Source organism: Candidatus Poriferisocius sp., from assembly GCF_965208355.1.
Taxonomy (GTDB): Bacteria; Actinomycetota; Acidimicrobiia; order Acidimicrobiales; family Bin134; genus Poriferisocius.
Genome location: NZ_CBDBOM010000003.1, coordinates 627,356 through 648,120 on the forward strand (window position 1 = coordinate 627,356; position 20,765 = coordinate 648,120).

A 20,765-nucleotide genomic window follows, 5' to 3' on the forward strand; every position below is an offset into this window, starting at 1 on the left:
CAATGGAAATCACCATCACCATCAACGGTTCCGACCACGCCAGCGACGTCGAGCCCCGCACCCTGCTGGTGGATCACATCCGTCGCACGGTCGGTTTGACCGGCACCCATGTGGGCTGCGACACCACCAGTTGCGGGGCCTGCACGGTGCTGATGGACGGGAAACCGGTCAAGGCCTGCACGGTATTGGCCGCGCAGGCCGACGGGTCTGAGGTCACCACCGTGGAGGGCCTCAAGACCGCCGACGGCCTGCACCCCATCCAGTCGGCGTTCACCGACGACCACGGCCTCCAGTGCGGGTTCTGCACCCCGGGGATGATGCTGGTGGGCGCCTCGCTCATCGCCGAGAACACCGATCCGTCCGACGACGATGTGCGCTGGGCCATCTCGGGAAACCTGTGCCGGTGTACCGGCTACATCAACATCGTCAAGGCCATCCAGACGGCAGCGGCCCGTGTGGCCGAGTCGTCCAACGGAAGCTGAGGAGCAATCATGGCTGCACCAACTACTCCCGCTGAGATCGGCGGCATCGGCCATAGCGTCCAGCGCAAGGAAGACGCCCGGCTCATCGAGGGCCAGGGCAACTTCCTCGACGACATCGAGTTGCCCGGCACGCTGCACATGGCCATCCTGCGCTCGCCGCTGGCCCACGCCCGTATCAACGGCATCGACTCCTCGGCGGCCACCGCCATCGACGGTGTACTCGCCGTGGTCACCGGCGAGCTGATGGACCAGCACGGGCTGGCCTGGATGCCCACCTTGTCGGGCGACACCCAGGCGGTGCTGGCCACCGACAAGGTGCGCTACCAGGGCCAGGAGGTGGCCGCGGTCATCGCCACCGATCCCTACATCGCCACTGACGCGCTTGAACACATCGAGGTGGACTACGAGGAATTGCCTCCCATCACCACTCCCCAGCAGTCGCTGGAGGAGGGGGCGGCGCTGATCCGGGACGAGAAGGAGGGCCAGACCGACAACGTGGCCTACACCTGGGAGACCGGCGACCAAGGCGCCACAGAAGAGGCCTTCGCCCAGGCCGACCGGGTGGTCACACTGGAGACCCACTATCCCCGCTCGCATCCCGCCCCGCTGGAGACGTGCGGCATCGTGGCCGACGTCAACTCGGTGACCGGCCAGGCCACCATCTACATGACCTCGCAAGCCCCCCACGCCCACCGGACGCTGTTCGCCATGGTGGCCGGGCTGCCGGAGCAGAACATCCGCATCGTGAGCCCCGACATCGGCGGCGGCTTCGGCAACAAGGTGCCCATCTACCCCGGCTATGTGGTGGCCACCGCGGCGTCACTGCTCATCGGCCAGCCGGTGAAGTGGGTGGAGAGCCGCACCGAGAACCTCATCTCCACCGGCTTCGCCCGCGACTACTACATGAAGGGCGAACTTGCCGTCACCGATGAGGGCCGCATCCTTGGCCTGCGGGTGGACATGCTGTCGGACCAGGGGGCGTTCTTCTCCGACGCCCAGCCCACCCAGTTCCGGGCCGGGCTGTTCCACGTGGTCACCGGCAGCTACGACTTCCCCGCCGCCCACATCAACTGCAAGGGCGCCTTCACCAACAAGGCGCCCGGCGGAGTGGCCTACCGGTGCTCGTTCCGCATCACCGAGGCCTCCTATCTCATCGAGCGGCTGGTGCAAAACGCCGCCTACGAGGTGGGCATCGACCCGGCCGAGATGCGGTTGAAGAACTTCATCCAGCCCGAGCAGTTTCCTTACGAGACGGCCACCGGCTTCGTGTACGACTCCGGCGACTATCCCACCGCCCTGCGCACCGCCATGGACGAGGTTGGCTATGAGGACTTGCGCCGGGAGCAGGCTGAAGCCCGGGCCGAGGGGCGGCTGATCGGCATTGGCATCGCCCACTTCACCGAGGCGGTGGGGGCGGGGCCGTCGCGCACTTACGACATCGCCGGGCTGAAGATGATCGACTCGGCCGAGCTGAGGGTGCATCCTACTGGCAAGGCCATTTTGAAGCTGGGGGTAAAGACCCAGGGCCAGGGCCACGAAACCACGTTCGCCCAGATCGTGGCCGAGGTTTTGGGCATTCCGGCCAACGACATCAAGGTGGAGCACGGCGACACCGACCACACCCCCTACGGGCTGGGCACCTACGCGTCCCGATCCACCCCGGTGGGCGGGGCGGCCACTGCGGTGGTGGCCCGCAAGCTGGCCGACAAGTCCAAGAAGATCGCCGCCCACCTGTTGGAGGCGGCCGACGAGGACATCGAGCTGGCCTCGGGAGTGTTTTCGGTAGCCGGAAGCCCTGACCGGTCGGTCACCATTCAAGACGTGGCCCTGGCTGCCTACACCAATCTGCCCGAGGGCATGGAGTACGGCCTGGAAGACGTCACCTACTACGACCCACCCAACCTCACCTACCCCTACGGCAGCTACATCGTGGTGGTGGAGGTGGACCCCGACACCGGCGTGTGGGAAGTGCAGCGCATGGTGGCGCTGGACGACTGCGGGGTGCGGATCAACCCGATGATCGTGGAAGGCCAGATCTGCGGCGGCCTCACCGAGGGATTCGCCATGTCGGCCATGCAGTGGATCACCTTCGACGACGACGGCAACTGCATCGGGGCCAACTTCATGGACTACCTGGTGCCCACCGCCTGGGAGACCCCCCGCTTCGAGCTTTTGGCCACCGAGGTTCCCTCGCCCCACCATCCCATCGGGGCCAAGGGCGTGGGGGAGTCGGCCACCGTGGGGTCGCCTGCCGCATTTGTGAACGCGGTGATCGATGCACTGGCCCATCTCGGGGTCCGCAATATCGACATGCCGGTGTTGCCCGACCGGGTGTGGGCTGCTATCGACGCAGCTAGCTAGTCGCTAGGTGCTCGTGCTGTGAACGTCGACGTCTTGGCTCGGGCAGTTGAGTTGCGTCGACTGCGACTGCCGTTTGTGTTGGCGTCGGTGATCTGGCGCCGAGCGCCGTCGTCGGGCCAGCAGGGGTCGCAGGCGGTGATCCTGTCCGACGGCACGGTGCGGGGCTGGCTGGGCGGGGCCTGCGCCGAGCCCACCGTGATCGTTGAGGCGCTGGCCTGCTTGGGCCACGGCCAACCCCGGCTGCTGTGCTTGGGCCCGTCAAACGGCCGGGATCGCAATCGCAGTCCTGTCCCTGATCAGGCCGATGACGACAGCGACGGCCTGCGCTCGATTGCCATGGCGTGTGATTCGGAGGGAGCGATGGAGATCTACCTGGAGCCGAACCTGCCCACCCCCCAAGTGGTGGTGATCGGCCGCTCCCCGGCGGTGGACGCCATCGCCGCAGTGGCTACCGCCATCGGCTGGGATGCAGTGATCATTGACGATGGCGGCCAGCCCGACGATCACGAGCACCCCGAACTAGTGCGCACAAGCCTTGATCTGAGCAGTCTTGCCATCGATCCGGCCACCGCGGTGGTGGTGGCCACCCAGGGGCACTACGACGACGTGGCCCTAGCGGCCGCGCTGGGCACCGACGCCGGCTACATCGGCTTGGTTGCGTCGGCCAAGCGGGCACAAGCCATGAGTGACTACCTCCGCACCCAGGGATTCGGCGACAACGATCTGGCCCGCATCAGCGCACCAGCCGGCTTGGATCTGGGCCGCATCCCCAACCGGGAGATCGCCGCTGCGATATTGGCCGATCTGGTGGCTCGTCGGGCTGAGGGCCGGCTCGAAATCGATGCCGAGGCAGCCCCTCAAGAACGCCCCGTAAAGGCCGTTGACCCGGTGTGCGGCATGTCCGTGTTGGTGTCCGATGCCCGCTATCACACCCTCCACGACGGCAGCGACTACTACTTCTGCGCTGCCGGCTGCCAACAGCGCTTCGAGGCTGAACCCGCTGAATTCGTCTCCTAGACCGTCCCGGCTTGTGCCGGTTCAGGCAGCGGGGTGGAGGACTACGTCGAGAGTCTCGGGGGAGCGCAGCACGATGCCGGTGTCGGGGGGCACGTCGCCAGCGAATTCGAAGTGGTCGAAGCGGTCGACCAAATACTCCAGGGTGCGTTCCATTTCCAGCTTGGCCAGAAGCGACCCGGTACAGGTGTGAGGACCGGCGCCGAAGGCCCGAACCGGGCCGATGGGGGTGTAGTTGGGGCGTTCTGCCCCCTCGAAGCGGCCCACGTCGAACACCCCGGGATTGTCGAAGCGGTCGGGGTCGTGGTTGGCGCTGGCGATGAAGCCCATTAGCTTGCTCTCGGCCGGGATCACGGTGCCGCAGACCTCCATGTCCTGCTTGGCCATGCGCACAATGGCCTGCACCGGAGGGCGGAAGCGGAGAATCTCGGTGGACGCCGAGCTGGCCAGCGACGGATCATCCTTCAGGCGCTGCCACTGCTCGGGCTGCAAGATGAGGTGCTTGACCAAGTTGGCCAGCGCCCGGTCGGTGGTCTCGATGCCGGCTGACAGCAAGAACGCGGTGAAACTGCGAACTTCGTCATCGGACAGCCGCTCGCCCTCGTACTCCATGGAGCACAGGTCGGACAGCAGTTCGTCACCGGGGCAGGTGCGGCGCTCGTCGATGCTGGGGGTGACGAAGTCGTAGAGCTCGTCGCGGGCCTCCTCTCCCTTGGCGTGGACCACTGGGTCTTGGGTGACGTTGGAGGTTCCCGCGGCGACGATGTCGTTGTACCAGTTGCGGAAGTTGCTGGCCTCGCCCATGTCCATCAGCTCGGCGATGGCGCCCAGCGGAACCGGCTCGGTAAGCCCAGTGCGCAAGTCTGCCACCTCTGGGGCCACTGGCAGCTGCTCTCCGTATTCATCGACCAGCCCGGAAACGATCTCCTCGATGGTGGATCCGAGATAGCGGGGGCCGCGCAGGCGCTTGGCCAAGATGGCGTCTTTGCGCCGGTGCTCGTCGCCCGACATTTGCAAGATGGCCCGGCCGAAGATGCTGGAGGTGCCCGGCCGGTTCATCAGTGGGCCGTAGCTCTCGCCGTCTTCCAGCATGGCGGTGATGTCGTCCCACCGGGTCAACACCCAGGCCTGGAGCGGCTCAGCCCACACCACCGGGGCGTCATCGCGCATCCGGTGGAAGATGGGGTAGGGGTCGGCCCCCACGTTGTCGGCCAGATAATCGGCGAAGTCCTCGGCGATCATGCTGGTATCCGACAACGCAGGGGCTCCCCTCGTTCGATTAGCCGATCTCGATGCCGTACTCGCCGTCGAAATTGTCGGCGTAGAAGCTGAACGGATTGGCCGGCACCATACCGCCAGAGGCGGCGTCGAGCGAGAATGCCGCTCCGCACTGGCTGTGGTGCGGATGTGCAGACCAGTCGATCGGGCAGGTGAGGCCCATGGTGTCGAAGGAGCCCTTGAGGGCTTCGGTCAGGGTTTCACGAGTCAGCTCGCCGCTTTGCTCGGCGGCCCGCTCCACTGCCTGATGGAACACGTAGCCATTGAGGAAGCCGTGAGCGAAGTTCAGGTTGAGGTGCTCGCCGTCGTAACCGGCCAGCGATGCGCACTCCTCCATCAAAGCCGAGGCCTCGATGTTGTTGTTGGCGGTGAGGAATGAGTGCATCCCGAACGTCTCGTCGCTCACCGACTCTGGGCCCTCGGTCCAAATGGAGTTGGCCGCGATGCCGTGAATGCCGATGATTGGTACGTCGGTAATGCCCACATCGGCCATGCCCTGCATGACCACCAAGCCAGCGCCCGGCGAGCCGTGGAGGGTGACGTAGTTCACACCTTGGTCATCGATGCCTGCTTGCAGTTCCACCATCTGCGCGGTCACCTCGGAGGCGCCCGGCGCTACGTAAAGGGTGTTGACGTAGGTGCCGCCACCCCTCTCGACCGATTGCTCCACATAGGCGGCGAACTCGGTGCCGGAGGGCACCTCGAGGCTGATTCCCATGACCACGGCGTTCTCGATGCCGCCGACGGTGGCGGCTATGTGGCCGGCAGCCAGGTCGGCCTGGTCGCCGTAGTGGGCCAGGTTGTTGAAGTACTGGTCGCCCTCAAGCTGGATGTCGATGGTCTGGGGTGGGCCGATCACCGGCAGGTTCAGAGTCTCGATATCGGGCTGGAGCTGGGTGCTGATGTGCGAGCCGCCCAAGCCGACCAGGGCAAGAACCTTGTCGTCCTCGGTGAGCTTGGTGAAGTTGATGGCCGCATTGTCGGCGTTGAACTGGTCGTCCTCGGGGAGGTAGTCGAACATGCGGCCCAGGGCGCCACCGTCACGATTGGCGCACTCGAAGTAGGCCTCGCTGCCGTGGCTGTTGAACTGCTGCGACGATGCGGTCGGCCCGGTCAGGTCGCCCATCCAGCCAACCTTGATCGAGCTGGAGGTCACTCCGTTGTCCGGGTTGTCGGGCACCCCCATATCGGGGGCTTCAGTCGGGGCCGGTGCCTCGGTGGGTGCGGGTGCTGGTGCTTCGGTCGCAGCGGCTGTGGGAGCCGGCGCCGGTGCAGCGTCATCGTCGTCGTTGCCGCAGGCCGCCGCGATCAGTGCGAACGCGAACAGGGCTACGAGAATCTTCAGCCAGCGTCGAGTCATAGGTATGTCCCCTCTAGTTTCTATTGCCGCCGATTAAGCGGCTCCATTTGGTAGTCCGATTATCGAATGTCCAATAATCGGCATTACAGCAGGTCACCATAATTCACCGCTGGCGTCAGGGGCTAAATCGGTGGCTATCTCAGTTTTCGGCCATCTCGGTGCCGAGGTAGGCGGCGATCACCCGCTCATCCTGCTGCATCTCCGCGGGGGTTCCCTCGGCGATCTTCTGGCCGAAGTCCAACACCATCACGTGGTCGGCGATCGACATGACCACTCCCATGTCGTGCTCGATAAGGAATACGGTCATGCCGAGCTCGTCTTGAGCCGAATAGATGTAGCGGATCATGTCCTGCTTCTCGTCCACGCTCATGCCGGCCATTGGCTCATCGAGCATCAACAGCTCGGGCTCCATGGCCAACACCCGGCCGAACTCGATCCGCTTCTGCACCCCGTAGGGCAAGTCGCCTACTGAATCTCGCCGAAACGCGCCCAAATCCAGCAGGTCGACCACCCGCTCGATGGCTTGGCGGGCGGCCAATTCCCGTTTGACCGCTCGCCGGGTGAAGAGTCCGCCCTCGATGAGCCGGGTGTGCTCGTGGATGTAGCGGCCCAGCAGCAGGTTGGTGAGCACGTTCTCCCCCATGAACAATCCCAGGTTCTGGAAGGTTCGAGCCACCCCCAACCGGGCGACCTGGAAGGGGCGGTATGACAGCAGATCCTCGGTGGGCTTTCCTTCGGGATGGAACTGAACTTGGGCGCCGGGCAGCGGTTTGTACACCCCCGATATGGCGTTGACCAGCGTGGTCTTGCCCGCTCCGTTGGGGCCGATCAGGGCGAACAGAGACCCCCGTTCCACCCGACCGCTGATCGAGTCGCAAGCCCGCACACCGCCGAACTGCACGGTCACGTCGTCGAAGCTCAAGATGGCGTCGCTCATGACTCTCCGCCGGCCTTCTTGCGTCCCCAGCGCTTTCCACCGCTGGGGCGTTCGATGGCGGCGTAAGAGGTGTGGGCCTCACCGCCGCCGCCCAGGTAGAGCTCCTGCACCATTGGATTGCCTCGGAGCTCGGCCGCGCTGCCCTCCATGAGCACCCGGCCCAATTCCAGGACGTAAGCGTCGGCCGCGTGCTCAAGAGCAAGGCTGGCATTCTGCTCGATGACCAGGATCGATGTGCCTCGAGTCTCGTTGATCTCGGTGAGCAATTCGAACAGCCGGTGCACGATCTTTGGGGCCAGCCCCAACGACAGCTCATCGCAGATCAACAAGGATGGCTGCGACATCAGGGCCCGCCCCACCGCCACCATCTGCTGCTCGCCTCCCGATAGCAGCCCGGCGGTTTGGCCGAGCAGCGGACGAAGCTGGGGGAACAGATCCAGGTTCTGTTCCAGCGAATCGTCGATGCCGGATAGGTCGCTCCGACTGGCCGCCCCGCACAGCAAGTTCTCTTTCACGGTGAGGTTGGGGAACAGCTTGCGGCCCTCGGGTACTTGGGCCACACCCGCGGAAACGATATCGGGGCTCTTCTTGCCCAAAATCGACTCTCCCCCCAATACGATGCTGCCCCGGCGCACGCGACCCTTGTGGAGATAGAGCAGGCCGGTGATCGACCGAACCAGGGTGGTCTTTCCCGCTCCGTTCGCACCCAAGACCGTTACGAATCCGCCGGAGGGCACATTGATCTTGACGTCATCCAGCGCAGTGACGCCTCCGTAAACCACCGTAAGGCCATCAATCGTCAGGTCGAGTCCGCGGGCGTTCATGGATTGCTCCTGGCCAGTGTGCGGCCCAGCCAGTTCTTGAAATCACGCCACATCCCGGCCAAGCCATCAGGCTTGAACATCAAGATAATCACCACCAAGAACCCCTTGATGGCCAAGTCGATCTCGCTGGGATAGTCGCTGAGGAATTCGATGTCCCTCACGAACCAGAGTTCCTCCCGGGCCCATTTGAACCACTCCGGCAGGAACCAGAAGAACGCCGAGCCGAAGATGGCCCCCTGGATGCTGGAGAAGCCGCCGACCACGATGATGATGGCGTAGTTCAACACTGTCTGAACGTTGAAGCTGTCTTCTCCCCGAGAGCCGATGTAGAACGAGGCCAGCACTCCCGACATGGACACGATCGCAGAAGACAAGGCGAAGGCAAAAAGCTTGGACCGAGCCACGTTGATGCCCAGCAGCGAGGCGGAGACGTCTCGGTCGCGCACCGCAGCGAACGCCCGTCCCTCCCGAGTCCTAACCACGTTCACCATGAACAGAATCGAAAGCACCGTGATGGGCATGAGCACCCAATACCACCGGAACTGGCCGGTGATGACGAACTCGCCGTTTTGGTCGGGGTCGATGCCGGGCAGCCAGTGCAGCCACGAGGCGATCCGCGGGGAGTTCTCGCCCTTGAAGCGAATGCCCACGAAGCCGAAGTACTCCTGGAGGTACTCCCGCCACACCAGCATCATCACGAAGTGGAAGCCGAAGGTGGCCAGCAGCAGGTAGAGGTGTTTGAGCCGCAGGGCGGGCAGACCGGAGATCGCGCCCACCACCGCTCCGGCCAGGGCCGCAGCCGGCAGGGCGTACCACATGTTTCCGCCGCTCCACTGCACCCCGACGATGCCGCCGACGATGCTGCCCAAGGCCAGAAACGCCACGTGGGCCAGGCTGATCTGGCCGGAGTAGCCCACCAGCAGGTTGAAGGCCGCGGCGCCCATGGCGAAGATCAGCACCAGGTTGACCACTGCGAACCAGGTGGCCCAGGGGAAGCCCATGGGGGGCGTGAAGTCGGAGGCCAAGATGAAGGGCAGTACCAGCAGGCCGAACATGGTCAACGCCGCCCACGATCGATCGCTGGGGGTCCGCCACAAGCGCATGTCCTCGCGGTGAGTGAGCTCGCCCCGAGGAGTCCATTTCCAGGCCAGTCGGGCGACGACGACCAAGACCACAACCGTGATCACCGCCTTCCACCAGAAATTCAAGTCGCCGGTGGTCGATCCCAGGATGAATGGCACCACCGCGGCGATGATGAAGGGAAGAAACCGCTGGAGGGTGGACGGACGGTAGGTCTGGGCGGCTTGCTGATCTGGGGGATTGTCAACCGCGGTCATACCCGCTCCAGGTCCTTGCGGCCCCATAGGCCAGTAGGTCGCACTAGCAGCACCACGAACATCACCGAGAAGGCCACCGGCTCCCGCCACTTGGTGCCCAAATGACCGTTGGCGAACTGCTCGATCACCCCCACCACCAGGCCGCCGACAATGGAGCCGCCCAGCGATGTGAGCCCGCCCACCACCGCGGCGGGGAAGGCCCGCAGGCCGATGGCCTCGATGCTGCGGTCAATGGCCCCGGTGACGTGGCCAAAAAGAAGACCCCCCACACCAGCCATGACCATGGCCGCGGCCCAGGTCATGGCGTACACCTTGTCGGGGTCGATGCCCATGGCCGCGGCGGCCTCGATGTCGTCGGCCACCGCCCGCATGTGCAGCCCCAGCCTGGTGTACTTGAAGAAGAGGAAGAACAGCAGCACGCACCCCGCCACCACGGCGAAGATGATCAGATCCACGTGCCTCACCGTGGCGCCGCCAACCTCGAAGCTGCCCTGGGGCAGCAAGTCAAGGCGGGCTCGCTCTGTGGGGCCGTAGAAGATCAAGAGAAGGGCGCGGATGATCGTTGCAATTCCCAACGTGATCAGCACGATGGCAAAAAAGCCTTGCCCCACCATTCGTCGCATGATCCCGTAGTGGACCAAAAGGCCGAACACCAGCATCACCAGCAGCAGCACGAAAACGCCCAAGAAGAAGTTGAGGTTTTCCGATATCAAAAACGTCAACGCGAAATACGCCCCGAGCATCAGGAATTCCCCGTGCGCCAGGTTCAGCACGTCGGTGCTCTTATAGACGAGCACGAAGCCGAGAGCCACCACGGCGTATATGGCCCCTAAGGCCAATCCGCCGATCAACAACTGCAAATTGACGCTTGGATCAGCAGTGAAGTTGCCGAAAGCTAGAAGCATGGCCCCCCCTCAGGACGACCGGGTGTTGCCGGTCAACAGAGGGCGACGGTAGTTTTCGCTGGCCGAAGCCGACAAATTTCGATGGCTCCCGACCGGGGGCATCAGAGGCTCAAGACCGGGAGGCAAATGAAATGACCAGTGCGACTGATGGCCTGTCTGAGCGAATCGCCAGAATGGAGGCTCGGGAGGAGATCCGAGATCTGGTAGTTCGCTATGGCATGGCGGTGGACGACCGGGACATGGACTCGGTGGCCGCCATGTTCACCGAAGACGCCGTTTTTCGCCACGGGGACGGCGCGGTGGTCAATGAGGGACGGTCGGCCATCGTGGACTTCTACACCGACCGGCTGTCTTCGTTCGGTGCCACATACCACTATCCCAACAGCCATCTGGTGGAGCTCGACGCCAACCGAGCCGGCCACGCCTCCGGCATCGTCAACGCCCACGCCGAATTGGGCATAGAGGGAAGGACTTTCTTGACCGGCCTGCGCTACTTCGACAAGTACCGCCATGACGGCGGGCAGTGGCGCTTTGCCGAGCGCAGCATCGCCATGGTGTATTACATGGACATGGCCGAGTTGGTGGACGGCGGGCTCACAGAGGCTGATCGCAAGCGCTACTTCGGCCAGATCAGCTCCGCAGAGCTCCCCGAGAGCTTGGACACCTGGCAGAGGTTCTTCGCCGAAGTCGGCTAGTGGTCCGTTATGCCACGGACATTCCGCCGTCGATGACGATGGCGGCGCCGGTGGTCCACGACGATTCGTCGGAGGCCAGGTGCAGGGCCAGTTGGGCGATGTCGGTGGTGGTGCCGAGGCGGCCGATGGGATGGCGCACCACGGCAGCTTCGATCATCTCATCGACGGTGGCGTCGGCCGACACGGCGGCGGTGGCGGAGAATCCGCCCCGCTTCTCGTAGGTGGCCCGCACCAGGGGAGTGGGCACTGTCCCAGGACAGATGGCGTTGACCCGGATGTTGTCGGGGCCGTAGTCCACCGCCATCTGCCGGGCAAGGCCGATCACCCCGGCCTTGGCTGCGGCATAGGCGGCAATGCCCGGTACTCCGATCACGCCGCCGACGCTGGCCTGGAGGACCAACGACCCGCCGCCAGCCTCGATGAGATGGGGAATGGCGAACTTGACCGCCAGCCATTTGCCGGTGAGGTTCACTCCGATCACCCGGTTCCATTCCTCGAGGCTGAGGTCGCCAGCCCGGCCGGGTCCGTCCACCCCGGCGTTGGAGTACACCGCGTCGAGGCCGCCGAATGCAGATGCAGCCTGCTCGGTCATGGCTTGGCAGTCGCCGGGTTGGGTCACGTCCACCCCCAGGCTGATGGCCTGATCCCCGATTTCGGCCGCGGTGGCCGCGGCGGCGTCGCCGTTGATGTCGGCGCACATCACCTGCGCTCCTTCGGCGGCGAACAGTTCTGCCGCAGCCTTGCCGATGCCCGAGCCCGCCCCGGTCACGATGGTTCTCTTGCCTGTCAGTCTTCCGGTCACGGCCGGTGACCCTACTAGCGTCTCGGCATGGCTCAGGAGTTGGTGCTCGACGCGGGGGATGTCCAAGAGGAGTTCTTCGAGCGGGGGTGGACCGACGGACTGCCGGTGGTTCCGCCCAGCCCCGAGCGGGTTCAGGCCATGCTCGACTACGCTGGAGTTGGAGCCGCCGACATCGTGGGCAATGTGCCGGAGCGGTCCCGAGAGGTGACAGCGGAGAAAGCGGCCGTCAATGCGGTGATGGCCGGGTGCCGCCCTGAGTATTTTCCGGTGGTCTTGGCCGGGTTGTCGGCCATGTTCGACCCCCGGTTCGGTTGCCACACGGTGGTGACCAGCACTGGCGGCGCCGCGCTCTGTGCGGTGGTGAGCGGGCCGCTGGTGGCCGAGCTGGGTTTCAACACCGGGCGCAACGCCCTGGGGCCGGGCTATCGGGCCAACGCCACGGTGGGTCGGGCCCTGCGGCTGGTTGCCATGAACGTACTGGGGGCCCGGTCAGACACCCTCGACGGATCCTCGCTGGGCCACCCCGGCAAGTACACCATGCTGGTGGCCGAAGAGATCCCGCCCGAGGGATGGCCACCGCTTCGGGTGGAGCTGGGATACGGGGAAAACGACACCACGGTGACCATGTTCCCCTCCGAGAGCCCGCATCAGGTGGCCAACCACCTCAACGGCGATCCCGAGGGGATCTTGTTGACGTTTGCCGCCGCCATGACCGGCCCTGCCACCTATGCGGTGGCCAAGAAACACCAGGTGCTGCTGGTGATCGGTCACGAGCACCGCCAGATATTGGCGGAGGCGGGCTGGACCAAGCCGATGGTGAGGGAGTTCTTGGCCGAGCACAGCCGGGTGACCCCCGAGCACTTGGCGGCGGGCGGGGTCCTGCAGGAGTTCACGGCTCAAAACGACATGACCCCCGATGCCGACGGCAAGCTCAACACGGTTCGAGGACCCCACGACATCTTCCTGGTTACCGCAGGCAGCGCGGGGGCAGGATGGTCGGCCTATATCCCCAACTGGGCGCCGACGGTTCACTCGGTGGCGGTCACCCGGAAGGTGGCCGCACCCGGCGAAGGGCTACCCTTGGCGTGAAGGAGGAGTTCTCGTGTCGTCAGTAACGGTGTTGTCCCCGGTCTACGAAGAAGCCCATGTCGAAGAAGTAGCCATGGCGCCTCGCCAGATGCCCGCTGAGCCCGTGGTCATCGGGGTGATCGACAACGCCAAGAACAACGCCAAAGAACTCCTCACCTACGTGGCCGAGGGCCTGCGGGAACGCCTTCCGGTGGCCGACATCGTGGTCCACTCCAAATCGGCCGCAGGCAAGCCCATCGACGCTGACGACGCCGAGATGCTGGCCGCCCGCTCCCACCTCATCATCTCCGGATTGGGCGATTGAGGTGCTTGCACGGCGTGCAGTCTGCACGACGCCGTTCACATGGAGTCCAGGGGCATCCCGTCGATGCTGCTGATCACCGAGCCGTTTGAGCCGGTGGTCGAGTCGTTCGCCCCCACCGTGGGCATGGCCTCCTACCCCGCAGTCGCTGTCCCCCACCCCGTCTCCACCCTCGACGACGAGTCCCTCCAAAAGCTGGCCACCACCATCATCGACGAAGCCCTCGCCCGCCTGACCACGGAGTAATTGGGGAACGCCCCTCCGCTACCTATTTCCAGGGGTCGCGGAGGAAGGCTTCGAACTGCGTGGCGAGGTCGTCGCCGGTGGGGAGCAGGTCGTCGGCCTCGTCGATCTGCCGCTCGAGTTGGGCGACGTAGTTCTTCAGGTCGTCGTCGCCGGCCACGGCGGTGTCCACTCGCTCTCGCCAGGCCGCCGCGGCCTCGTCGAGTTCTTCGTGGTCGGTGATGATGCCGGTGATGAGCTCGAATCGCTTGAGCAGCGACCGGGTGGCCTCGGGATTGGGAGGTCCGGGCACGTAATGGGGCACCGACACCCGCAACGAGATGACCGGGATTCCGGCCTGGTCCAATGCGTCGTGTAGTGCGCCCACCAGACCAGTGGGGCCCTCGTAGGTGGGGCGGCCCAAGCCGAACATGCGGGCCAAATCGGCATTGGTGGAACTTCCCACCACCCCCAATGGCCGAGTGTGGGGGGCTAGGCCCACCATGGCCCCGAGCGTGACCACCAGGCCGGCCCGGCACTCGGTGGCCACCTCAACCAGATAGTCGGCGAAGGTTCGCCACCGCAGGTGGGGCTCCACGCCGTCCACCACCACCAGGGGGTGTTTGGCGCCGTAGCGCTCCACCGCGTCGACCTCGGTGACCGGCCAGTCGATGACCCGCCGGCCGTTGTCGTCCAGCCGGACTTCGGGGCGACGGTCCTGGAAGTTGAAGAACCCCTCGGGGTCGATGCGGGCCAGCGGCTCGAGGCCGTTGGCGCTTTCCTTTATCAGGCGCACTCCGGTGGTGGCCGCGTCGGCCGCGTCGAACAGGCCCTCCAATGCCACCACCATGACTGGGTTGGATTGGGTGGGTTGGTCCACCAGCCATTCCAGCTCCACCGCCATTGCCCAAGACTCACACTCGCGCCGATGGATGGCAAGCCGTTTGATGTGGCTACCTGTGTATGGCAGCCCGCACCGGCGCGGCGGTGGGGCAAGCCAGATAACGGTAAGACAAACTGGTTTTATGGAAGGGCTTGGCGTGTTCGACCTGAGCGGGCGAGTGGCGTGCATCACCGGGGCGGCCAGCGGCATCGGCGAGGCGGCTGCGGAGACGCTGGCCGCGGCGGGGGCCGCAGTGGTGCTGGGCGACATCGACGGTGAAGGAGCAGCCCGAACCAGGGACCGCATCGTTGACGGCGGTGGCCGGGCGGTGGCCCAATCAGTGGATACCACCCAGGCCGAGCAGGTGAGCGACTTGGTAGCTGCGGCAATTGACGAATTCGGACGGCTGGATGTGATGGCCAACGTGGCTGGGGTGGGCAGCTACGGCGATCTGGTAGACGTGACCGAGGCCGAGCTCGACCGGGTGCTGGCCATCAACTTCAAGGGAGTGTTCTTCGGCTGCCAGGCCGCCATGAGGATCATGGTTCCCCAGGAGTCGGGTTCGATCATCAATGTGTCGGCCACTGCCATCAACACCCCGGTGGGTGGCCTGTCGGTGTACGCCGCCACCAAGGCGGCGGTAGCCATGCTCACCCAGTCGCTGGCCGTGGAGGCGGGGCCTAGCGGAGTTCGGGTCAACACCATCGCCCCCGGGTTCACGCTCACCAATTTTGTAGGCGGCCATCTGCGGGATTCTGAGGGCAATGTCGACGCTGTGGAGATGGACGGCTACCTCAAGTTGATGCGGGACCGCTCACCGCTGGGCGAGGTGTGCGAGGCGTCTGACCAGGCCAATCTCATCTGGTTCTTGGCCTCCGACGCCTCCCGCTATGTGACCGGCCAAATCCTGCGGGCCAACGCCGGCCAGAGCATCACCTGGTAGCCAGTGTTGATGAGTCCAAAGCGCACGGTCCAGTTGCGGGCCAACGGGACTGAGTACGCCGCTAAAGCCGAGACCCGCACTACGCTGGCCGACTTCTTGCGCCGCCAGTGCGGGCTCACCGGCACCCACTTGGGATGCGAGCACGGGGTGTGCGGGACGTGCACGGTATTGGTGGACGGCGCCGCGGTGCGGTCGTGCCTCATCCTGGCCGTACAAGCTGACGGCTGCGAGGTGTCCACCATCGAGGGCCTGGTCGACACGACCGACCCCGGCAACCCGGTGCTGGGGCCGGTGCAGCAGGCGTTTGCCGATGCCATGAGCTTTCAGTGCGGCTTCTGCACGCCGGGCATCATCATGTCCACCGTGGCCTGGCTGGCCGATCGGCCCGTCGGCGCCGGTGAGCCCACCGACGGGGAAATCCGGGAGTTATTGGCCGGCACCCTGTGCCGCTGCACCGGCTACACCAGCATTGTGGAGGGCGTCCGACTGGCCGCTCAGCGCTCTTCTTCAGGCGGGCCGTAGCCGCCTCCACCCGGAGTGGCGATCTCAAGCCGGTCGCCGGTCTGCACCTCGGTGCGGAACACGCCGGGATGGTTCTCCACGGTGCCGTCGGCCCGCAGGACACGATTGACGCCGACCTCGCCGGGCCCGCCTCCTTTGATGCCGTAAGGGGCGATGTCCCGCCGAGATGAAAGCACGTTGAGGCTCATGGGCTCCTCGAACCGAGTGCGCCGCACCACACCGTCGCCGCCCTGACGTTGGCCCGCACCCCCGCTGCCCCGGCGGATGGCGAAGTCCTCCACCACCACGGGATGGCGCTGCTCCAACACCTCGGGATCGGTGAGTCGGGCGTTGGTCATGCCGGTGTGGACGGCGTCGCAGCCGTCTCGCCGGGCGGTGGCCCCGGCACCGCCGCATACGGTCTCGTAGTACTGGTGGCGTTCGTTGCCCCACACCACGTTGTTCATGGTTCCCTGTGAGGCGGCCACTGAGCCCACGGCGCCGAACAGGGTGTCCACGATGAGCTGGGAGGTTTCCACGTTGCCAGCGAATACCGCGGCGGGCTCCACCGGGCTGATCATGCTGGGTGACGGCATAATCAGCTCCACCGGCTCCAGGCAGCCGCTGTTGAGCGGGATGTTGTCGTCCACCAGGCAGCGCAGCACATAGAGCACTGCGGCCCGACACACCGGTTGGGGAGCATTGAAGTTTCCGGGGTGCTGGTCGCTGGTGCCGGTGAAGTCGACGGTCAACGCACGGCGGCCGTGATCGACCCGAAAGGCCACCGACACCTGGGAGCCGTCGTCAAAGCTGGCGGAGAACGAGGCGTCTTCCAAGCGGTCGATCAGGCGGCGGACTGATTCGGCGGCGTTGGCTCGGACATGGTCCATGTAGGCGTGGACTGTGGCCAAGCTGTAGTAGTCGATCACCTCGCCCAGGGAGACGGCCCCCTTCTGGCAGGCGGCCAGCTGCGCCTTGATGTCGGCGAGGTTGGTGTCGGGATTTCGGGCCGGCCATTCGGCGCCGGTGAGCAGAGCCCGGATCTCTGGTTCTTGGAACCGCCCGGCTCGGGCCAGCACCTCGCCGTCGAACAGCACTCCCTCCTCGGCGATGTTGGACGCGTGGGCCGGGGCTGATCCGGGGACGCTCCCGCCGATGTCGGCGTGGTGACCTCGGGACGCGGTGTAGAACAAGACCTCGTCGCCGTCGGCATCGAACACCGGCATGACCACGGTCACATCGGGAAGATGGGTGCCGCCGTTGTAGGGGGCGTTGGTGATGAAGGCGTCGCCGGGCGCCATGTCGGGATGGCGGGCGATGATGGCTTTGACCGCCATGTCCATCGACCCCAGATGTACCGGCATGTGGGGGGCGTTGGCGATCAGCTCGCCGTTGGGGTCGAAGATGGCGCAGGAGAAGTCCAGTCGCTCCTTGATGTTCACCGAGGCGGCGGTGTTTTCCAGGGCCACCCCCATCTGTTCGGCCACGTTCATGAAGAGGTTGTTGAAGATCTCCAGCATCACCGGGTCGGCGTGGGTGCCCACCGCGGCCTCGGGGCGGGGCACAACCCGGTTCAACACCAGTTCGCCGCCAGGGGCCACTGCCGCGGCCCAGCCCGGCTCCACCACCGTGGTGGAGTGGGGGTCCACGATGACTGCGGGACCGTCCAGAGCAGTGCCGGGGCCCAGATCGGCCCGGTCGTAGAAGGGGGTGTCGACGGTCTGCCCCTGGAAACTGGCCGAGTGGCGGGCCCGGGGGGCAGGATCGTCGGAAGGCCCTGGGGCTGCCGCAGCAGGCTGGTTTGCCAAGGTCTCCGAGAGGCCGCTGCGGCCGATGGCCTCAACCTGGATCGACTCCAGCACGATCGGCGTCTCGGGGGAGGCGAATCCGAAGCGGGTCCGGTGCAGATCCTCGAAGGCGGTGAGCACCGGCAGGTAGTCGTCGGCAGTGACTTCGAGCGCGGTGTCGGATCCCTCGTAGCGCAGAAAGTAGGTGACCTCGATGTGGATTTGGGAGTGGGCCAGGTCGGCGGCTACCTCGGTATAGGCCGCGGCGGCCAGCTCGCCGATGTCTTGGGCGATTGTCGCCAGCAACTCTTCGGTGAGCGGCTGGCCCACCGCCCGCTCGGTAACCGAGCGAACGTCGGCCAGGCCGATGCCCAGCGCCGAGAGCACGCCGGCGTGAGGATGGATCAACACGGTGGACATGCCTAACTCGTCGGCCACCCGGCAGGCGTGTTGACCCCCGGCCCCTCCGAAGCAGGCCAGCGTGTAGGCGCTCACGTCATGGCCCTGCTGCACCGAGATGGTTTTGATGGCGTTGGCCATGTTCTGAACCGCCACGTCCAAGAACCCCTCGGCAGCTCTCTCTGGGGTCCACGGATGTCCGGTGGCGTCGGTGATGGCCGTGGCCAAATCTGCGAACGCGGTTTGGGCCGCGGCGGTATCGAGAGGCTGGTCGCCGCGGGGGCCGAACACCGCCGGGAAGTGGTCGGGGTGAAGGCGGCCGAGGACGACATTGGCGTCGGTCACGGTGGGCGGACCGCCGTTGCCGTAGCAGGCCGGGCCGGGCTCGGCCCCAGCAGAATCGGGACCCACTCGGAAACGGCTGCCGTCGAACGACAGGATCGACCCACCACCGGCGGCCACGGTATGGATCAGGATCATGGGCGCCCTGACTCGAACCCCGGCGACGACGGCGTCGGTGGTGCGCTCGAAGCGGCCGTCGTAGTGCGACACATCGGTGGATGTGCCGCCCATGTCGAAGCCGATCAGCCGACCGTGCCCCGCGGCCTCCCCGGTGCGGGCCATACCGACCACCCCGCCAGCCGGACCGGACAGCAACGCGTCCTTGCCCCGGAAGTGATGGGGGTGGGCCAGGCCGCCGTTGGACTGCATGAACAGGAGCGATGTGTCGAGTTGGTCTTGCACCGTCTGGATGTGGCGGTGCAGTACCGGAGTCAGGTAGGCGTCGGCCACCGTGGTGTCGCCTCGGGGCACGAGTCGAATGAGCGGGTTGACCTGGTGGCTGGCCGAGATGTGCTCGAAGCCCACTTGGGCGGCGATTTCCACCAGACGGGCTTCGTGTTCGGGATAGCGATAACCGTGCAACAGCACGATGGCGGCCGATCGCAGTCCGGCTTGGTGAGCCGCGGCCAGCTGTTGGCGGGCATCGTCCTCATCGAGAGGGTGCTCCACGGTGCCGTCGGACCTAACTCGCTCGTCTACCGCGATGACCTGCTGGTACACCATGTCGGGCAGCACGATGTCGAGGGCGAAAAGGTCCGGCCGGGTCTGGTAGCCGATGCGAAGGGCGTCGGCGAATCCCTTGGTGGTGACCAGTACTGTGGGTTCGCCTTGACGCTCCAGCAAGGCGTTGGTGGCCACCGTGGTTCCCATCTTCACCTCGGCCACCTGGTCCGACGGGATGGGCTGGTCGGGGGCCAGCTCCAGCAGGGTCCGGATGGCCTCTACCGCGGCGTCGCGATACCGATGGCTCTCCGACAGCAGCTTTACGGTAACGATCTCCCCATCGGGTCGCTGGGCCACCACATCGGTGAACGTGCCCCCCCGATCGATCCAGAAGCGCCAGCCCTGTGACGTTGTCTCAACCATGACCGGCTATCCCGAGAGCTCTTCGGCCACTCGGTTGGCCACCGCCATGGCGTCGGCGATGGCCTCGTCCTGGTTGATATAGCGATAGGTGGCCAGCCGCCCGGCGAAGTACACCGGGATGTCGAAGCACCCGGCGATCTTCTCGGCCAACTCGGCGTTGCGGCGCTCGTTGGCTCCGTCGGCGGTCAGCACCGGGTAGTGGCGCCGGGGGGCGCCGGGTATTTCCTCGCTGACCACCGTGCCCCCGATCTGCTGTCCGGTGGCGTGCTTGGTCTCCACCGTGCGGGTATACGGCACCCGCATCGACGGGCGATTGGTGACATAGGCCGGGGTGACAACACCACCGGACTCGTCGGTGGCGTGGTATTGGGACACCATCTCGATGCCCCGCCACTCCAGCTCGCCGGGGCAGCGGGCGAATTCGTCCAGCGCCGCGGTGACGATCACTGCGTCGTAGTCCTGGTTGAGTCGGCCGGCATCGTCGATGGTGATCTCGGTGTTCAGAGTGACCGTCACGGGGGACAGCACCGACTCGATTACCTCGTTGATGCCGTTGGGAGGGAAGTACTGCCATCGGTCTCGGAACAGTCCTCGGTGGCCGTCATGGCGCAGCTCCACTCGCTTGGGGGCGAATCGGGCCGACAGCTCGGTGGCCGGGCGGCCCCACTGCTTTGCGGTGTAGTCCCGGATGAAGAGGTCGTAGAGGGTGCGGCCCATCATCGACACCACGTAGTCCTCGAAATTGTCGCCGGTGGGCTGCGAAGGGAGGGCGGCCAACTCTTGCTCCACCCTCGGCCAGATGGGCAGCTCTCTCAGCTCTGAGACTTGGGGAGGCCACGACAGCAGGCGGCTCTCATGGTCGTCATCATCGGGCGACAGGTACACCTCGGTGAGCACCTTGTGGTCGTAGGGCCGGGTGAGGCCGTGGGCGTTCACGAACTCATTAACCGTCGCGTTGGAGGTGTGAAAGATGTGGGCGCCATTGGGCTCGTACACCACCCCATTCATGGTCTCGGCCCGAGAGTGTCCGCCCACCACGTCGGTTTTCTCCATCACCTCCACGGCGAATCCGGCATCGGTAAGCAGGCGTCCGGCCACCGCCCCCGTCCACCCGGCTCCCACGATGGCGATGCTGCGCCTCAAGGGGTGGGCCTCGCAGACATCGGGAACTCCAGTCGAGCGTCTCGGATACGGTAGGGGGGTTGGGCTCAGTGGCC

Annotated in this window: 18 protein-coding genes; 8 read left to right on the plus strand and 10 right to left on the minus strand. The window is 65.5% G+C overall.

The genetic code is table 11. The features are described from left to right. The first annotated feature begins 2 nt into the window (after positions 1 to 2). From ACOGXH_RS04175 to ACOGXH_RS04185, 3 genes are read left to right on the plus strand one after another with little or no spacing between them, the layout of a single operon-like run. Entirely contained in the window at positions 3 to 482 is a 480-nt protein-coding gene (locus ACOGXH_RS04175) for a (2Fe-2S)-binding protein (RefSeq protein WP_419927861.1), read from the plus strand. Positions 483 to 491: 9 nt separating this feature from the next. Beyond that, positions 492 to 2,843 (plus strand): aerobic carbon-monoxide dehydrogenase large subunit, encoded by a 2,352-nt coding sequence (locus tag ACOGXH_RS04180; RefSeq protein ID WP_419927862.1) that lies wholly within the window; start codon positions 492 to 494, stop codon positions 2,841 to 2,843. Positions 2,844 to 2,861: 18 nt separating this feature from the next. Next, positions 2,862 to 3,860 (plus strand): XdhC family protein, encoded by a 999-nt coding sequence (locus ACOGXH_RS04185; protein WP_419927863.1) that lies wholly within the window; start codon positions 2,862 to 2,864, stop codon positions 3,858 to 3,860. 21 nt (positions 3,861 to 3,881) lie between these two features. Here ACOGXH_RS04185 and ACOGXH_RS04190 read toward each other — a convergent pair whose 3' ends face one another. The 6 genes from ACOGXH_RS04190 to ACOGXH_RS04215 all read right to left on the minus strand — a co-directional run bounded on the left by ACOGXH_RS04190 (position 3,882) and on the right by ACOGXH_RS04215 (position 10,498). Continuing rightward, complete coding sequence (locus ACOGXH_RS04190; RefSeq protein ID WP_419927864.1) at positions 3,882 to 5,099, minus strand: cytochrome P450; 1,218 nt, start codon at positions 5,097 to 5,099, stop codon at positions 3,882 to 3,884. Positions 5,100 to 5,136: 37 nt separating this feature from the next. Further along, positions 5,137 to 6,495, minus strand: a complete 1,359-nt coding sequence (locus ACOGXH_RS04195) for an ABC transporter substrate-binding protein (protein ID WP_419927865.1) — start codon at positions 6,493 to 6,495, stop codon at positions 5,137 to 5,139. A 139-nt stretch (positions 6,496 to 6,634) separates the two neighbouring features. Beyond that, complete coding sequence (locus ACOGXH_RS04200; protein WP_419927866.1) at positions 6,635 to 7,432, minus strand: ABC transporter ATP-binding protein; 798 nt, start codon at positions 7,430 to 7,432, stop codon at positions 6,635 to 6,637. Next, a complete protein-coding gene (locus ACOGXH_RS04205; RefSeq protein WP_419927867.1) occupies positions 7,429 to 8,256 on the minus strand; it encodes an ABC transporter ATP-binding protein in 828 nt (275 codons plus the stop codon). The genes ACOGXH_RS04200 and ACOGXH_RS04205 overlap by 4 nt, the downstream gene beginning before the upstream one ends. Beyond that, on the minus strand, positions 8,253 to 9,593 hold the full coding sequence (locus ACOGXH_RS04210) for a branched-chain amino acid ABC transporter permease (RefSeq protein ID WP_419927868.1): 1,341 nt from the start codon (positions 9,591 to 9,593) through the stop codon (positions 8,253 to 8,255). The genes ACOGXH_RS04205 and ACOGXH_RS04210 overlap by 4 nt, the downstream gene beginning before the upstream one ends. Beyond that, a complete protein-coding gene (locus tag ACOGXH_RS04215) occupies positions 9,590 to 10,498 on the minus strand; it encodes a branched-chain amino acid ABC transporter permease (RefSeq protein ID WP_419927869.1) in 909 nt (302 codons plus the stop codon). The genes ACOGXH_RS04210 and ACOGXH_RS04215 overlap by 4 nt, the downstream gene beginning before the upstream one ends. Before the next feature lie 131 nt (positions 10,499 to 10,629). Between ACOGXH_RS04215 and ACOGXH_RS04220 the strand changes: the two genes are divergently transcribed. Beyond that, a complete protein-coding gene (locus tag ACOGXH_RS04220) occupies positions 10,630 to 11,193 on the plus strand; it encodes a nuclear transport factor 2 family protein (RefSeq protein ID WP_419927870.1) in 564 nt (187 codons plus the stop codon). A 7-nt stretch (positions 11,194 to 11,200) separates the two neighbouring features. Here the strand turns inward: ACOGXH_RS04220 and ACOGXH_RS04225 are convergent, their stop codons facing one another. Beyond that, positions 11,201 to 11,995, minus strand: a complete 795-nt coding sequence (locus ACOGXH_RS04225) for an SDR family NAD(P)-dependent oxidoreductase (RefSeq protein WP_419927871.1) — start codon at positions 11,993 to 11,995, stop codon at positions 11,201 to 11,203. A gap of 27 nt (positions 11,996 to 12,022) precedes the next feature. Between ACOGXH_RS04225 and ACOGXH_RS04230 the strand changes: the two genes are divergently transcribed. Both ACOGXH_RS04230 and ACOGXH_RS04235 read left to right on the plus strand, forming a co-directional pair. Further along, positions 12,023 to 13,084 carry a hypothetical protein gene (locus ACOGXH_RS04230; protein ID WP_419927872.1) on the plus strand — a complete coding sequence of 354 codons (1,062 nt, stop codon included), beginning with the start codon at positions 12,023 to 12,025 and terminating at the stop codon, positions 13,082 to 13,084. A 28-nt stretch (positions 13,085 to 13,112) separates the two neighbouring features. Then, the gene (locus tag ACOGXH_RS04235) at positions 13,113 to 13,631 is read left to right on the plus strand and encodes a UGSC family (seleno)protein (protein WP_419930319.1); all 519 of its coding nucleotides are present in this window, start codon (positions 13,113 to 13,115) and stop codon (positions 13,629 to 13,631) included. 22 nt (positions 13,632 to 13,653) lie between these two features. Here the strand turns inward: ACOGXH_RS04235 and ACOGXH_RS04240 are convergent, their stop codons facing one another. After that, positions 13,654 to 14,511 (minus strand): PAC2 family protein, encoded by an 858-nt coding sequence (locus ACOGXH_RS04240; RefSeq protein WP_419927873.1) that lies wholly within the window; start codon positions 14,509 to 14,511, stop codon positions 13,654 to 13,656. A gap of 121 nt (positions 14,512 to 14,632) precedes the next feature. On the opposite strand from ACOGXH_RS04240, the gene ACOGXH_RS04245 reads away from it, so the two are divergent. Then, positions 14,633 to 15,433, plus strand: coding sequence for an SDR family NAD(P)-dependent oxidoreductase (locus ACOGXH_RS04245; protein ID WP_419927874.1), 801 nt, complete (start codon positions 14,633 to 14,635; stop codon positions 15,431 to 15,433). Positions 15,434 to 15,442: 9 nt separating this feature from the next. Next, entirely contained in the window at positions 15,443 to 15,955 is a 513-nt protein-coding gene (locus tag ACOGXH_RS04250) for a (2Fe-2S)-binding protein (protein WP_419927875.1), read from the plus strand. Here the strand turns inward: ACOGXH_RS04250 and ACOGXH_RS04255 are convergent. Next, positions 15,928 to 19,548: a hydantoinase B/oxoprolinase family protein gene (locus tag ACOGXH_RS04255; protein WP_419927876.1), complete on the minus strand. Its 3,621-nt coding sequence runs from the start codon at positions 19,546 to 19,548 to the stop codon at positions 15,928 to 15,930. The two genes, ACOGXH_RS04250 and ACOGXH_RS04255, sit on opposite strands and share 28 nt — an antisense overlap. A gap of 6 nt (positions 19,549 to 19,554) precedes the next feature. Further along, positions 19,555 to 20,691 (minus strand): UDP-galactopyranose mutase, encoded by a 1,137-nt coding sequence (locus tag ACOGXH_RS04260; RefSeq protein ID WP_419927877.1) that lies wholly within the window; start codon positions 20,689 to 20,691, stop codon positions 19,555 to 19,557. Positions 20,692 to 20,765 lie beyond the last annotated feature (74 nt).

Bases quoted from the DNA above. Each gene is read 5' to 3' on its own strand.
- ACOGXH_RS04175 (WP_419927861.1), top strand. From the start codon at position 3: ATGGAAATCACCATCACCATCAACGGTTCCGACCACGCCAGCGACGTC.
- ACOGXH_RS04180 (WP_419927862.1), top strand. From the start codon at position 492: ATGGCTGCACCAACTACTCCCGCTGAGATCGGCGGCATCGGCCATAGC.
- ACOGXH_RS04190 (WP_419927864.1), bottom strand. From the start codon at position 5,099: ATGATCGCCGAGGACTTCGCCGATTATCTGGCCGACAACGTGGGGGCC.
- ACOGXH_RS04195 (WP_419927865.1), bottom strand. From the start codon at position 6,495: ATGACTCGACGCTGGCTGAAGATTCTCGTAGCCCTGTTCGCGTTCGCA.
- ACOGXH_RS04200 (WP_419927866.1), bottom strand. From the start codon at position 7,432: ATGAGCGACGCCATCTTGAGCTTCGACGACGTGACCGTGCAGTTCGGC.
- ACOGXH_RS04205 (WP_419927867.1), bottom strand. From the start codon at position 8,256: ATGAACGCCCGCGGACTCGACCTGACGATTGATGGCCTTACGGTGGTT.
- ACOGXH_RS04210 (WP_419927868.1), bottom strand. From the start codon at position 9,593: ATGACCGCGGTTGACAATCCCCCAGATCAGCAAGCCGCCCAGACCTAC.
- ACOGXH_RS04215 (WP_419927869.1), bottom strand. From the start codon at position 10,498: ATGCTTCTAGCTTTCGGCAACTTCACTGCTGATCCAAGCGTCAATTTG.
- ACOGXH_RS04220 (WP_419927870.1), top strand. From the start codon at position 10,630: ATGACCAGTGCGACTGATGGCCTGTCTGAGCGAATCGCCAGAATGGAG.
- ACOGXH_RS04230 (WP_419927872.1), top strand. From the start codon at position 12,023: ATGGCTCAGGAGTTGGTGCTCGACGCGGGGGATGTCCAAGAGGAGTTC.
- ACOGXH_RS04240 (WP_419927873.1), bottom strand. From the start codon at position 14,511: ATGGCGGTGGAGCTGGAATGGCTGGTGGACCAACCCACCCAATCCAAC.
- ACOGXH_RS04245 (WP_419927874.1), top strand. From the start codon at position 14,633: ATGGAAGGGCTTGGCGTGTTCGACCTGAGCGGGCGAGTGGCGTGCATC.
- ACOGXH_RS04250 (WP_419927875.1), top strand. From the start codon at position 15,443: ATGAGTCCAAAGCGCACGGTCCAGTTGCGGGCCAACGGGACTGAGTAC.
- ACOGXH_RS04255 (WP_419927876.1), bottom strand. From the start codon at position 19,548: ATGGTTGAGACAACGTCACAGGGCTGGCGCTTCTGGATCGATCGGGGG.